The organism is Streptomyces sp. MCA2 (assembly GCF_023544705.1).
Classification (GTDB): Bacteria; Actinomycetota; Actinomycetes; order Streptomycetales; family Streptomycetaceae; genus Streptomyces; species Streptomyces decoyicus.
This window is the reverse complement of the sequence record NZ_JAMJFM010000037.1, coordinates 14,705-27,218: the sequence shown is the minus strand read 5'-3', so window position 1 is coordinate 27,218 and position 12,514 is coordinate 14,705. Positions and strand designations below refer to the sequence as shown.

The 12,514-nt window shown below is 69.2% G+C and carries 13 protein-coding genes and 2 pseudogenes; 8 read left to right on the top strand and 7 right to left on the bottom strand.

Annotated elements, in window-relative coordinates:
* Positions 1-118 precede the first annotated feature (118 nt).
* Positions 119-406, top strand: a pseudogene (locus M8I34_RS27005) (FUSC family protein); the annotation flags it as partial.
* Here the strand turns inward: M8I34_RS27005 and M8I34_RS27000 are convergent.
* Complete coding sequence (locus M8I34_RS27000) at positions 380-916, bottom strand: phosphate-starvation-inducible PsiE family protein (RefSeq protein ID WP_250053465.1); 537 nt, start codon at positions 914-916, stop codon at positions 380-382. The pseudogene M8I34_RS27005 and the gene M8I34_RS27000 sit on opposite strands and share 27 nt — an antisense overlap.
* A gap of 434 nt (positions 917-1,350) precedes the next feature.
* Between M8I34_RS27000 and M8I34_RS26995 the strand changes: the two genes are divergently transcribed.
* Positions 1,351-1,500, top strand: a complete 150-nt coding sequence (locus M8I34_RS26995; RefSeq protein WP_250053463.1) for a hypothetical protein — start codon at positions 1,351-1,353, stop codon at positions 1,498-1,500.
* A 327-nt stretch (positions 1,501-1,827) separates the two neighbouring features.
* Entirely contained in the window at positions 1,828-3,081 is a 1,254-nt protein-coding gene (locus tag M8I34_RS26990) for a PP2C family protein-serine/threonine phosphatase (RefSeq protein ID WP_250053461.1), read from the top strand.
* 440 nt (positions 3,082-3,521) lie between these two features.
* Here the strand turns inward: M8I34_RS26990 and M8I34_RS26985 are convergent, their stop codons facing one another.
* Positions 3,522-3,992 carry a hypothetical protein gene (locus tag M8I34_RS26985; RefSeq protein ID WP_250053459.1) on the bottom strand — a complete coding sequence of 157 codons (471 nt, stop codon included), beginning with the start codon at positions 3,990-3,992 and terminating at the stop codon, positions 3,522-3,524.
* A gap of 182 nt (positions 3,993-4,174) precedes the next feature.
* Between M8I34_RS26985 and M8I34_RS26980 the strand changes: the two genes are divergently transcribed.
* Both M8I34_RS26980 and M8I34_RS26975 read left to right on the top strand, forming a co-directional pair.
* Entirely contained in the window at positions 4,175-5,317 is a 1,143-nt protein-coding gene (locus tag M8I34_RS26980; RefSeq protein ID WP_250053457.1) for a PLP-dependent cysteine synthase family protein, read from the top strand.
* Positions 5,314-6,573, top strand: coding sequence for an MFS transporter (locus M8I34_RS26975; RefSeq protein WP_250053455.1), 1,260 nt, complete (start codon positions 5,314-5,316; stop codon positions 6,571-6,573). The genes M8I34_RS26980 and M8I34_RS26975 overlap by 4 nt, the downstream gene beginning before the upstream one ends.
* 22 nt (positions 6,574-6,595) lie before the next feature.
* On the opposite strand, the gene M8I34_RS26970 is transcribed toward M8I34_RS26975, so the two are convergent.
* From M8I34_RS26970 to M8I34_RS26950, 4 genes are all read right to left on the bottom strand, one after another.
* Entirely contained in the window at positions 6,596-7,288 is a 693-nt protein-coding gene (locus M8I34_RS26970; RefSeq protein ID WP_250053453.1) for a DUF1775 domain-containing protein, read from the bottom strand.
* A 62-nt stretch (positions 7,289-7,350) separates the two neighbouring features.
* A complete protein-coding gene (locus M8I34_RS26965) occupies positions 7,351-8,004 on the bottom strand; it encodes a hypothetical protein (RefSeq protein WP_250053451.1) in 654 nt (217 codons plus the stop codon).
* Positions 8,005-8,530: 526 nt separating this feature from the next.
* Complete coding sequence (locus M8I34_RS26955) at positions 8,531-8,860, bottom strand: hypothetical protein (protein ID WP_250053449.1); 330 nt, start codon at positions 8,858-8,860, stop codon at positions 8,531-8,533.
* Between the two features lie 223 nt (positions 8,861-9,083).
* Positions 9,084-9,590: a hypothetical protein gene (locus M8I34_RS26950; RefSeq protein WP_250053442.1), complete on the bottom strand. Its 507-nt coding sequence runs from the start codon at positions 9,588-9,590 to the stop codon at positions 9,084-9,086.
* 197 nt (positions 9,591-9,787) lie between these two features.
* On the opposite strand from M8I34_RS26950, the gene M8I34_RS26945 reads away from it, so the two are divergent.
* Positions 9,788-10,291 (top strand): SigE family RNA polymerase sigma factor, encoded by a 504-nt coding sequence (locus M8I34_RS26945; RefSeq protein WP_250053617.1) that lies wholly within the window; start codon positions 9,788-9,790, stop codon positions 10,289-10,291.
* Between the two features lie 231 nt (positions 10,292-10,522).
* Here the strand turns inward: M8I34_RS26945 and M8I34_RS26940 are convergent, their stop codons facing one another.
* Complete coding sequence (locus tag M8I34_RS26940) at positions 10,523-10,690, bottom strand: hypothetical protein (protein WP_250053440.1); 168 nt, start codon at positions 10,688-10,690, stop codon at positions 10,523-10,525.
* 338 nt (positions 10,691-11,028) lie between these two features.
* Between M8I34_RS26940 and secY the strand changes: the two genes are divergently transcribed.
* The gene (secY, locus tag M8I34_RS26935) at positions 11,029-12,336 is read left to right on the top strand and encodes a preprotein translocase subunit SecY (protein WP_250053438.1); all 1,308 of its coding nucleotides are present in this window, start codon (positions 11,029-11,031) and stop codon (positions 12,334-12,336) included.
* A pseudogene (locus M8I34_RS26930) lies at positions 12,336-12,410 on the top strand (adenylate kinase); the annotation flags it as partial. The gene secY and the pseudogene M8I34_RS26930, both read left to right, overlap by 1 nt.
* Positions 12,411-12,514: the final 104 nt, after the last annotated feature.

Below are 12,514 nucleotides of genomic sequence, written 5' to 3'. Positions count from 1 at the left end.
CTCATGAGGTCTCCATTTCGGTGAGAGGTAACCGCCTGATCCAGCTTCGGAGAGTCTCCGGGGACCTGCACGCCCACCGCGCTGGACGGGTGCGACGTGGAGGACGCACCAGGCACAGGTTCCGGACACCGCGCAGCCGCCAGCCGATGTGCGCGAGCACAGGAATCCGGACTGGGGGCGCGCGGAGGGGGCGCTGCACGCGTGGGAGGTCGCCGCCGCCGGGGACCGGAGCCCGGTGGTGCGGCGCGGGGCGGAGCTTCAGAAGCAAGCCTTGGAGCACCTGGCGACGGCCGTGAGCCGCACACCCCTGGAACGGGACGTCGGCTCTGCTCGCGAGGAGCAGCGGGTGCGGGCGGCCGTCGAGGCGGAAGGTGACGGATCAGGACCCGCGCACCGGGGTGGATGACGGCGTCGGCGACGGGGAGCGCCCCGCCTCCTGGAGCGGGAAGTAGTCTCCCGGCCGCGTCGAGCGCCGCCACACGTACGCCGCTGTCGCCATCACGAGGATCAGCCCCGCCAGGATCAGCAGTTCGATCCCCTCGACGTTCCACCGGAAGGACTTCTCCGCCTCGGCCGTCACGATGAGCACCTTGCGGATGCCGGCAATCAGGCCGACGACGAGGAACGGCTCCGCGTCAAGGGTCTGGTTCCTGATGGTGAGGCGGACGGTGTGGAGCAGCTCGGCCACGATGAACAGCACAAGGCCGTTGTCCAGGGCGGAGAGAACGACCGTGTCCTCGTGGTAGGGCCCTTGGATCGACCTGATGATGTCGTGGACGACCCCGACGGTCAGGAGCCCCGCGAGCAGTACGAGGAGCGTCGCGACGACGAGGTGGATGGCGTCCTCGATGAATTGCAGGAGGCCCTGTACCCGGCCGCCCTCGATCTTCGGGAGAATGGGTCTCACAGTCAGCATGCTAGGGGTGCGGCGGCCCGCAGGCGCGGCGTGCTGCCGAACGGGTGAACGGGCGGACCTCCCTATGGTGGCAGCCTGGGGGAAGGGACGAGGTGCGACATCACCGAGGCCCACACGCTCATTCGACGGGGCTCTGTGGGGCCTTGGTGCCGTCCTTGCAGTCCTTCGTGAAGTGCAAGGAATCCGGCAGTCACCCGTTGGGGGCCACCGTGACATATCTGGGAGTCAACGACGCGCCGGAGCACGTCCGATCCTGAGGGATTGCTGGTCTTCGGCTCTATCAGGTGCGGACTGTTGGTGGTCTGGGGGTGGTGTGCGCGTTGCCAGGCGTGTGTCCACACGCGGATGCTTCGGGCAGAAACTCCGCAGGCTTGGAGAAAGGACGTCAAGGGCTGAGGCTCCCGCGAGGGAGTCAGGGCTGGGCGGGTGAGGTCGTGGTCGTCAAGGGCGAGGCGCCCGCAGTCGCAGAAGCCCATGCGCTGCACCAGGGCGGCGGACTCCTCCTGGGGGAGGAAGTCGCCGATCGCGTCGACGGCGACGAACCCGAAGTCGATGGCGACCTGGTAATGGTCAACGATACTTGACCATTGACACGGAGAATGAGACCCACTCGGACAGTGAGATCGGGAGCCACTGTTTGGGCATCGAAGTTGAGAGCCACCTTTCCCGACCGGGTGCGACATGCCGCTTTTGGCGTAATGGGCTCGTTAGGCTGGCCGGCCGCGTCACTCTGTGCGGGTTGATCACGGTCGGTCAGGAACCCGTGTGTACAGATCGCGTAAGTGGGTCTTCGAACGGATCTGCAAGGAGAGCCGGTCGGCACCAAGCCCCCGAGGGCCAAGGCCATGCCGCCTGGTGAGCGGCCCCTTGGAGGGGTCGCCCCGTAGGCGAAACCGCCTCTGCTGTGGTGAATGGGAGCGGCTGTGGCGGACGGTGGGCGGCGGCCTGACAAGGCCATGGTGGACCGGTCGGAAGGGTTTGGCGAGCGGCTGCTCGGGGTGCTGCTGGACCGGGCGCACGAGATGCCGCCGCAGCTCATCGCCCCGCTGATCGCGGAAGAGGTGGCCAGAGTCGGTGGCCACGATGTCACGATCCTCCTGCAGGACTACGGCCAGCGGGTGCTGGTGCCGCTGTCGGGTAGGCGGCTGACCATCGGCGAGCCCGAGCCGATCGGTGACTCCCACGCCGGCACGGCTTTCCTGCACGCGACCCCTGTGGAAGTACCGCAGGCCGACGGCGTCCGGATGTACCTGCCGTTGCTGGACGGCAGCGACCAGGTGGGAGTGATGGCCCTCACCCTGGACACCGCCGATGACGATGACCGGCGGCTGCTACGCAGACTCGCCGGCCTGGTCGCCGACATGCTGGTCACCAAACACAGCTACACCGACCAGTTCTTCCTCGCCCGGCGCCGCCAACCGATGAGCGTGGCCGCGGAAATCCAGTGGTCCCTGCTGCCGCCAGTGGCCATGTCCACCCCGCAGGTCGCGGTGGCCGGAATCCTCGAACCCGCCTACAACGTCGCCGGAGACAGCTTCGACTACGCCCTCAACGACGACATCCTGCACGTGGCTACCATCGACGCGATGGGCCACGGCCTGGACGCCGCCACCATGGCGACCGTCGCCATCGGCGCTTACCGTCACGCCAGACGCGCTGACATCGGCCTGTCCGAGATGTACGCCTTCATGGACCGGGCCATCTCCGACCAGTTCGGACCCGACCACTTCGTCACCGCGCAGATGATGCGCCTGAACGTTGCAACCGGCCACCTGCAACGGGTCAATGCGGGCCACCCGGCACCGCTGCTGATCCGCGACCACCAGGTCGTCCGGCAACTGGAGAGTGCGACCACCTTGCCAGTCGGCTTCGGCGGTGAGCAGCCCCGGATCAGCGAGCAGACCCTGAAGCGCGGCGACCGGGTGCTGTGCTTCACCGACGGCCTGATCGAGGAGCACGAAGCCGGCGGGGAGCAGTTCGGCGTGGAGCAACTCATCGACTGGGTCAACAGTATCGAGCGCGCCGAGAAGGGAGTGCGGGCGGTGGTGCGCTCTCTCTCCCACGCCTTGATGGAGGAACGGGGCGGCACAACCAGCGACGACGCAACCCTCTTCCTCATCGAGTGGCGCGGGGGCGCAGCCGACCACCTCGCCACCCTGGACTGAGCCGAAGCCCAAGACACTTCGCCCCGCCGCAGCCGAGCGCCGCACCACAATGGAACGAGTCCACGGCACGTACCTCCCGCTTCCCAGTCACGGCGGTCTTCTCACCACGGACCCGCCATTGGCACTCCCTGACCGAGGCCACACGTGACGCCGGGCCCCTCGGGCGATCACCGTGACCGTCAGGGTTTCGTCCGTAGACGGGCGCACCGGGTGGGGGACGACTGCGAAGGTGTGGGGGGCGCGCCCGTCGGCGGTGTGCCCGCCGAGGACGCCGCGGAGGTCGGTCCGTCACCTTCCTTGGCGCCGCCGTCGGAGCAGGCACCGCTCAAGAGGATTGCGGCCACTGCTACGCCGACGCGCGCCGCTCTGCGTGGTGAACGCCATGCTCCGCCTCCGGGCGTCGTTCCTGGGGTGCTACCCCCTGTCACAGTGCTCACCCTTCACCCTCCGGGGCAGTGCCAAGGCACGCCGAAGTGACGCTGCGCATCTGATCGACTACGTTCAGCGTTGTGGACGTTGTGGCGCGCAGCGGTGGAGCGAGTGCACGCCCGGCGTGGGCGGCTCTCCTGCTCGGGCTGATACTGCTGGTCGGCGTCCATCTGGTGGGCGCCCTGCACGGCCCGGGATTCGCCGGGCCGCACACCGCGCACTCGGCGGCTGTCTGCGGGGAGCAGGCTGTCGCGACTGCCGCGTCCGAAGAACATGAGCATGCCCACGGTCAAGGGGACGACCACAACGAGGATGCTCATAGCGCCGGAAGCCATCACGGCCATGGACACGGCCACGATGACGGCGTGGCTCACGCGGTGGACCGCCTTCGCCCGCTCACCGGCCACCCCGTCACCAGCCCCGACAGTGCCGTAGCGCTGCCCGTCGATCCCGTCGTCGTGGCAGCCGTCCCGGCAGTTCACTCCGACCGTTCGCGGGGTTCTCCTTCCCCTGCGGACGGTCGGTCCTCCCTGGCTCTGCATTGCGTCTGGCGGCAGTAAGCCGCGCCCGCATGCCCGTCTCCACCTCGGAGGCGGGCGTGTTCGCGCGCCCTTGATCCGTCGGACCGCGCCCCTGGAGAGGGGCGCGAAGGAGTCATGCCCTGATGAAGATCTCGCTGCTCGAACCTGCCCTCGGGAAATCGCCCGGCCGTGCCTCGCTCGTCGCGCGCCATCCCGCCCAACTCGTCGGCAATACGCCGGTACTGCGGGTCGAGGAACCCTTCGCCCCGCCCGGCCGGGGCTTCTTCGCCAAGCTCGAAGGCGCCAATCCCGGAGGTATCAAGGACCGCCCTGCGCTGCACATGGTCCGCGAGGCCCGGCGCCGCGGCGAACTGGCCCTCGGCGCGCCGATCGTCGAGTCCTCCAGCGGCACCCTCGGCCTGGGACTCGCGCTGGCCGGGCTGACCTACGGCCACCCCGTCACCATCGTCTCCGACCCGGGTATGGAGGCGGCCATGCTGCGGCTGCTCACCAGCCTGGGCGCCCACATCGACCAGGTTGCCGCCCCGCACCCCGAGGGCGGCTGGCAGACGGCCCGCCGCGACCGGGTCGCCGAACTGCTGGCACAGGCCCCTGGCGCGTACTGCCCGGACCAGTACCACAACCCCGACAACGTCGCCGCCTACCGGCCGCTGGCCACCGAACTGATCGCCCAGCTCGGCCACATCGACGTCCTGGTCGCCGCGGTCGGCACCGGCGGGCACTCCGCGGGCACCGCGGCGGTGCTGCGCGAGACGTTCCCTGGCCTGGCCCTCATCGGGGTGGACGCGGTCGGCTCGACGATCTTCGGGCAGCCCGCCCGGCCCCGGCTGATGCGCGGCCTCGGCTCCAGCATTCATCCCTCCAACGTCGACTACACCGCGTTCGACGAGGTCCACTGGGTGGCACCGGCCGAGGCGGTGTGGGCCTGCCGCCAACTGGCCCGCCGCCACCACACGTCCGGCGGCTGGAGCGTCGGCGCCGTCGCCCTCGTGGCCGGCTGGGCCGCGCGCACGATGCCCGCCGGCACCCGCATCGCCGCGGTCTTCCCCGACGGACCGCACCGCTACCTGGAGACCGTCTACCACGACGCCTGGTGCCGCGGACATCATCTGCTGGACCACACCCCGCCCATCGAACCGGACGAGATCGCCGATCAGGACGAGTGCGAGGTCGACCGGTGGACCCGCTGCACCCGGGTACGCGACCCACTCGACCGTGACCGCGGCGTGGCCACCGACAGCCGCACCGAGGCGGGTGCGCGATGAAGGCTCTGCTGGCCCAGGTGGCCTCCTTCACCCCCGGCGCCCGGCTGTTGATGGCCAACCAGTTCGCCATCAACCTCGGCTTCTACATGCTCATGCCCTACCTGGCCGACCACCTCGCCCATGGGCTGGGCCTGGCGGCCTGGGCGGTCGGCCTGGTCCTGGGCGTACGCAACCTCTCCCAGCAGGGCATGTTCCTCGTCGGCGGGACACTCGCCGACCGCTTCGGGTGCAAATCGATGATCCTGGCCGGCTGCGCCCTGCGCACCGTCGCCTTCGTGCTGCTCGGACTGGGGGACACCCTCCCCGCCCTGATCGTGGCCTCGGCCCTGACGGGACTGGCGGGGGCGCTGTTCAACCCGGCGGTCCGCGCCTACCTCGCCGCCGAGGCGGGAGAGGAGCGGCGGGTGGAGGCGTTCGCCGTCTTCAACGTCTTCTACCAGGCAGGCATCTTCGTCGGGCCGCTGGCCGGACTGGCCCTGCTGGCCTGGGACTTCCGGCTGGTCTGCGCGGTGTCCGCGGTCATCTTCGGGCTGCTTGCCCTGTTGCAGGCCCAAGCCTTGCCCGCGCGCCCGCCCGCCGAGCGCGGTACGGAACCGGCGTGGCGGGCGGTGGCCAAGGACTGGCGCGCCATCGCCGCCAACCGGCCCTTCCTGCTGTTCGCCGTCGCCATGACCGGGTCGTACATTCTGGCCTTCCAGGTCTACCTGGCACTGCCCATGCGGGCCAGGGAACTGTTCGGCGACCGGACCGGGTTGGTGACCAGTGTGGTGTTCGCGGTCTCGGCGCTCGCCGGGGTCACCGGCCAGCTCAAGTTGACGCGATGGGCCAAGCAGAACCTCTCCGGGCCGCGCGCCATCGTCTGGGGACTGGCGCTGATGGGTGGCGCTTTCCTGCCGCTGTTGCCGGGACCGTACGGCGGAAGCCTCGGCAAGGCGTCCGGCGTCGTGGCGCTCACGGCATGTGCGGCGCTGCTGGCCTGGGGCGGCGCGCTGCTCTACCCCTTCGAAATGGACACCATCGTCCGGCTCTCGGGCGAGCAGCGGGTAGCCACGTACTACGGCGCCTACAACACCGTCTCAGGCGTGGCGATCTCCCTCGGCAACCTCGTCGTGGGCGCACTCTTCGATGCCGGGGTGGCCTGGCTGCCGTGGAGCACGCTGGCAGCCACGGGACTGCTGTGCGCGGCTGCCATGGCGGGCCTGCACCGCGGAGGGCACCTCACCCCACGGCCCGCCGTGGCGGCGACCATGGGGTGAGGAACCCAGCAGCGGCCCGCTGCTACGAGGCCCGGCGGCGGACGACGTAGACGCTCACCCCGGCCAGGACGACGGCGGCGGCACCGATGCCGATCCAGGCACCGGTCGGCAGCCCGCCCTCGTCGTCCTTCTTCGCCGACTCGTCAGCGGACGCCGGCTTCGACGGTTCGGGGGACGGTGCAGCCTTCTCGGGCGAGGAGGCGGATCCTTCGGGCTTCGCCCCCGGGGCTGCTGCCTTGAGCTTGAGCATCGGGGCGGGGTTCTCGCCGCCCTCGCCGATCTCGATCCACCGGTCGACGCGCTTGTCGCTGTAGGTCTGCAACGTCTTGAACGCCAGCTCCTTGGCATCGGGGAGCTGGCGCACGGTGACGGCGTACTCGGCGTTCTCGCCGACGGGCAGGGCCGGGCCCTTGACGGCGTATCCGTCGGAGCCGGCCGTCAGCTTCCAACCCTTGGGGCCGTCGGTGAGCTTCACGTCTGCGGGGGCGATGCCCTCGGGCAGCACCACCTTCAGTTCGGTGATGCCGGCCTTGTCCGACTCCGACTCGGCTTCGAAGTCGAGCCGCACGTTCTTGGCGAGCGCCTGGGCGCCCTCCGACTCGACCTCGACATGGGCGAAGGCCGGACCGGCGGCGAGAACGACGGCGGCGGCCGCCACGGACGTGGCAAGGCCGGTGCGGCGCAGGGCGCGCGGCAGCGCGGTAATACGGGACATGGGTGTCTCCGGAAAGGGGGATCAACGGTGCCCCGGCGACCTACGGCCGTGCCGGGACCGGGTCAGGTGTTGAGAACCGAACCCTGCGCCGGAGGACCTCGCCGCACCACTGCGTAGGCCAGGACCGCTCCGCCCGGCGGCGGGTGATCCCGTACGGGATACCTCGCAAAGTGCTGCGGCAATGCCGCCAGGCGCCGGTCATGCAGCAGCGCGCAGGCCGTGGCGATCCGTACGCGGACCGGTTGCAGCGCCACCACGACACCCCGCGCGAGCGACCAGCAGACCGCGTCCGCCCGGTGCATCAGCACGGCGACCAGCACGGCCGCGGCGGCGTGCGCGAGGGGCATCGCCCATGCGTGGTGATGCAGCCGCTCGTGCCAGGCGCCGTCCGCGTCGGCCATGACGGTGTGGTGGTGGCCCATGCCGCTCATCGGACTCATCGGGGCCGTGCCTGCGCTCAGATATGCGTGCAGCGCGCCCTGGCACACGGAGTGCGCTGCGATGACCCGCCCAAGGGACCGCGGGCGCCGGGTTCCGGCCAGCCCCAGCGCGAACAGGAGGACGGCCGCCACAGCGCTCTTACGCCACGTCACCGGCCCTTCGTCGACCAGGTGATGCGCCCAGATCCCGAGCACGGAGCTGACCACGGCGAACACCGCTGCGCGCAGAACGGGCAGCGGTGCCGGCAGGCTCGTGGTCGTACGGCGCGGGCTCATGGTCCGGCACATCATGCGGTACCCGGCCATCGCAGGAAAGCCTGGCCCGATCAAGTGCGCGCTTCGTGACAGTTTCCGTGGGGCGGGGGTGACGGGCGAGACGCGGGCCCAGGTGCGGGAGCTGATGGTCGCCCCGAAGCGCGGGCGGCAAGGGAGTGGGGATGCCGCGTAAGCACACCGGCACCGACGATTCACAAGTGCGCTTCCGCCACCTGCTTGGTGGGCTCCCCGGCCGCGGGCGACGACGTCCAGGCCCGCGGCCGCGAGGTGTTCCGGCCTGACTGACGCTCTCGTGGGCCTGCCCCGGTGCCTGACCTGGGCGGCATGCGGCGGTTGTCGCGTTGGCGCCGCGCTCGGCCAACAGGGGGACCAGGCCGAAGACGATGGCATACATGGCGAAGCCGGAGAGCGTGAAGGCAGCAGCCAGGAGGAGGAAGGGCCGGCTGCGGGCGATCGGGGTGCAGTCGCTCGTATGCGGCACGTACCCAGCGGCCGGACTACTCGGGCGGCACTGTCGAGCCGCTCCTCATCCGGTCGGGAAGATCCAGGGGCACCCCTGCCTGAGGTTCAGTCGCGGAGAGAACTCCGAGCGGTTCATGGACTCCCGATGCCGGAGAATCCGGCCGACGCGCCAACGCAGCGATGGCCTGAGCCGACGGCCGTTTAGATGAGCACTGGCGTCCTGTACGAACGTGTTGGCGCTTTCGGCCAGCTCATTAGCAGCATCTTCCACTTCGGCGAGGATCTTCCATCGATCTTTACCCAGAGCCGCATCGGCCCGCGCCCGTAGCTCCGGCTCCATCGTCATCACGTCCCAATACAGGGCGAGAAACCGATACAGGGCCTCGGCAGACACGCACAGGGCACGGTGGGCACGCCGTCCTCGCTGCGGATGCGCGCCGCGGCAGCGCCGGCACTTGAGTCGCGCACGTAGTCCTTCACAGCGTTGACGAATTTGGCGTAGGTCACGCATTGCTGTTGACGGCGAACGGCGTCCACCGAGCCAGTCTTTTGGGCGCGACCCGCGGCGTACGCGGCACCGGCCGCAAGGGCGGCGGTGGGGGTGGTAACGAGCGCGGCTAATACGGCAGGGTCCATGCGGCGATCCTGCCGTAGGTGTCCGCCAACTCGCCCTGAAGCGGGTCGGGAAGATATAGCCCGTCTGTGCGCGAGGGTGGCCGCGAGAGTTTGGGCGCGTTCTTCGTCGTACACATGACGATGTGCGACCCGTTCCAGATGAAGGCGATCGGTCGTTGTGCGGGGTTCCGTCCTTGGCGACGTAGGCCAGGCGGGACACGCCACGGGCCGGCAGCTCCTGGCTGCTCGGGCGATCCGAGGACTGGGCCGCGCTGGTTCCGCAGCAGACGCAGCCACACGTGGGGCAGTTGCATCTCCGGGATCAGTACCGGCAAGCGGTTGTCTTCCGTCTCGGCGTGGACGGCGCGCAGGTGGTCCACGATCGGCCGGGTCAGCGAGCGTGTCCGGCTGCTCAACACGGTCAGCGGGACATCCGGATGCCGTGCGTTCCACACGTTGCGTACCTCGTCGGGAGTCTTCGCGTCCTGGTCGTCGGGGTGTACGGGCACGCAGGCATTCGGACTGACTCGTCTACCGCCCACAACATCCCGTCCGCCCTGCCGCCGCCGACCCGGACACGTCGAGCCGTCGGCACGGCCGGGACGGCATGCGTGAGCCATGTCACTTGTCGGGGGTGCATAGCGGGGCAGGAGCCAGTGCCTTTATTGAGGGTGTAGGGGCGTGTTGAGGTGAGGGGGTGACGTTGATGGGGCAGTTGCGGGCCGATGAGTTCGACCGGTTCGTGGCGGCTCGGTGGGCAGCGTTGCTTCACCTGGCGCGGTTGTTCACCGGTGGAGACCGACACCGGGCCGAGGATCTGCTGCAGGAAGCGCTTGTCAAACTGTGGTTTGCCTGGCCGAAGGTGGCCAAGGAGGCGCCCGAGGCCTATGTGCGCAGGGTCTTGGCCCGTGCTGCGGCCCGCTCGGCACGGCGTCGCTGGTGGGGTGAGCACCCTGTGGACCAGCTGCCTGACCCGCCCGAGGTGGCAGATGCGACCGCTGCCGTGGACGAGCAGACCCGGTTGGAGACCGTGTTGGCGTTGCTGCCGGCGCGGCAGCGGGCTGCGGTGGTGCTGCGCTACTACCAGGACCTGCCCGAGCGGGATGTCGCGGAGGTACTGGGCTGTCCGGTGGGTACCGCCCGTTCACTGACGGCACGCGGCGTTGCACGACTGCGTCAGCTTCTGGCTGAGGCAGAGCCGGTGGAGTGAAGAGGGAGCTATGGATCACTTCGAGCAGGAGCTGGCGCGGATGATGCGCGACGGCCAGGAGGACACGCTCTATGAGGACCGGCACCGCGACCGACTGCACGCCGGCGTTCGCGCACGCCGGCGGGCTCGAGCGGCCTGGACGGCCACCGGATCAGTGCTGACCGTTGCCGGGCTCGGAGTCGGACTGATGGTCCTGCCGAGCTCCTTCGCTCAGGACGGCCCCACAGGCCCTCAGCACCGTCCCGGCACCCCCGCCGAGTCGGTCCCGATGCCGTCGAGACCCCGCCCCGTGCCCAGTGCCACGAAGGCGCCGATGCCGACCTGCACATCAACCACCCGGTCGTTTCCGATGCCGACCTGCGCCTCAACTACCGGCCCGGTGCCGATGCCGACCCGCACCCCGACTACCGGCCTGGCGCCGATGCCGTACCGTCCCTCACCCGCCGAGCCGGTTCCGACGCCGACACCAACCCCGAACGCCAGGTAGCCCCTTGGCCGCGGTCAAGCGGTCCCGATGGGTGTGTGCGGAAACCCAGTGTCCATAAACCTGGGCGAGAGCGAGACGGCGACTTCGTTTGCGCGCGCACCGCACCCTGGGCAACCAAGTCGGCCACGGGGGTCCTGCCTCGGAACCCGCCGTGCGGGCGAGCTCCGCGCAGTACAGCCGCTACGTATTCGTCGATCCTCAAGACCGTCGCCTCCCTGCCCTAAGAGTGGCGGGAGGCGCAGGAGGCACCGTGCTCACCGCGTTCGCCCGAGCGTTCAAGACGCCCGATCTGCGCAAGAAGCTGCTGTTCACGTTGGGCATCATCGTGCTCTACCAGGTCGGAGCGCACATCCCGGTCCCTGGGGTGAAGTACGCGAACGTCGAGTTCTGCATGGAGCGGACCCACGCCAACAGCGGGTTGTTCGGCCTGGTGAACATGTTCAGCGGTGGTGCGCTGCTCCAGGTCACGATCTTCGCGCTGGGGATCATGCCGTACATCACGGCGAGCATCATCCTCCAGCTGCTGACCGTGGTGATCCCGCGGTTGGAGGCGCTCAAGAAGGAAGGGCAATCCGGCCAGGCGAAGATCACCCAGTACACCCGCTATCTGACCGTGGCGCTCGCCGCCCTGGAGGGCACCGCCCTGGTGACCGCCGCCCGCGCCGGTTCGCTCTTCCCGGGCTGCACGCGCCAGATTGTGCCCAACGGCTCGGTCTTCACCACCATCACGATGGTCATCACGATGACCGCCGGTACGGCCCTGGTCATGTGGCTCGGCGAGATGGTGACCGACCGCGGTATCGGCAACGGCATGTCGATCCTGATGTTCATCTCGATCGCCGCCCGCTTCCCGGGCGCGCTGTGGCAGGTCAAGCTCCAGGGCAAGCTCGCCGGCGGCTGGATCGAGTTCTTCGCGGTGATCCTGGTGGGCCTGGCGATGGTCGCCCTGGTGGTCTTCGTCGAGCAGGCTCAGCGGCGCATCCCGGTACAGTACGCGAAGCGGATGATCGGCCGCCGGTCCTACGGCGGTACGTCCACGTACATCCCGCTCAAGGTGAACCAGGCGGGTGTGATTCCCGTCATCTTCGCGTCATCGCTGCTCTCCATCCCGGCGCTCATCGCACAGTTCAGCGGGTCGAAGGCGGCATGGGCGACCTGGATCGCCACCACCTTCACCAAGGGAGACCACCCCGTTTACCTCGCCGCGTACGTCTTGTTGATCGTGTTCTTCGCTTTCTTCTACGTGGCCATCAGCTTCAACCCCGAAGAAGTCGCCGACAACATGAAGAAGCACGGTGGCTTCGTCCCGGGCATTCGGGCCGGTCGCCCGACGGCCGAGTACCTCAGCTACGTGCTCAACCGGATCACGTGGCCGGGCTCGCTGTACCTGGGGCTGATCGCGCTCGTACCAACAATGGAGTTGGTGCTGTTCAACGCGAACCAGAACTTCCCCTTCGGCGGGACGAGCATCCTCATCATCGTGAGCGTGGGCCTGGAGACCGTGAAGCAGATCGAGAGCCAGCTTCAGCAGCGCAACTACGAAGGGTTCCTCCGCTGATGCGAATCGTCCTCGTCGGACCCCCGGGGGCCGGCAAGGGTACCCGGGCCGCGTACCTCGCCAAGAACCTCGCGCGATCCCAGAGGCTCATCCCCGCCCTGAAGAAGGTGCGCATCCGCCTGCCCGTCGGCCGTCCGCACACCCGGCCCGCTGCTGTGGCCGGAGCAATCCGCATCCA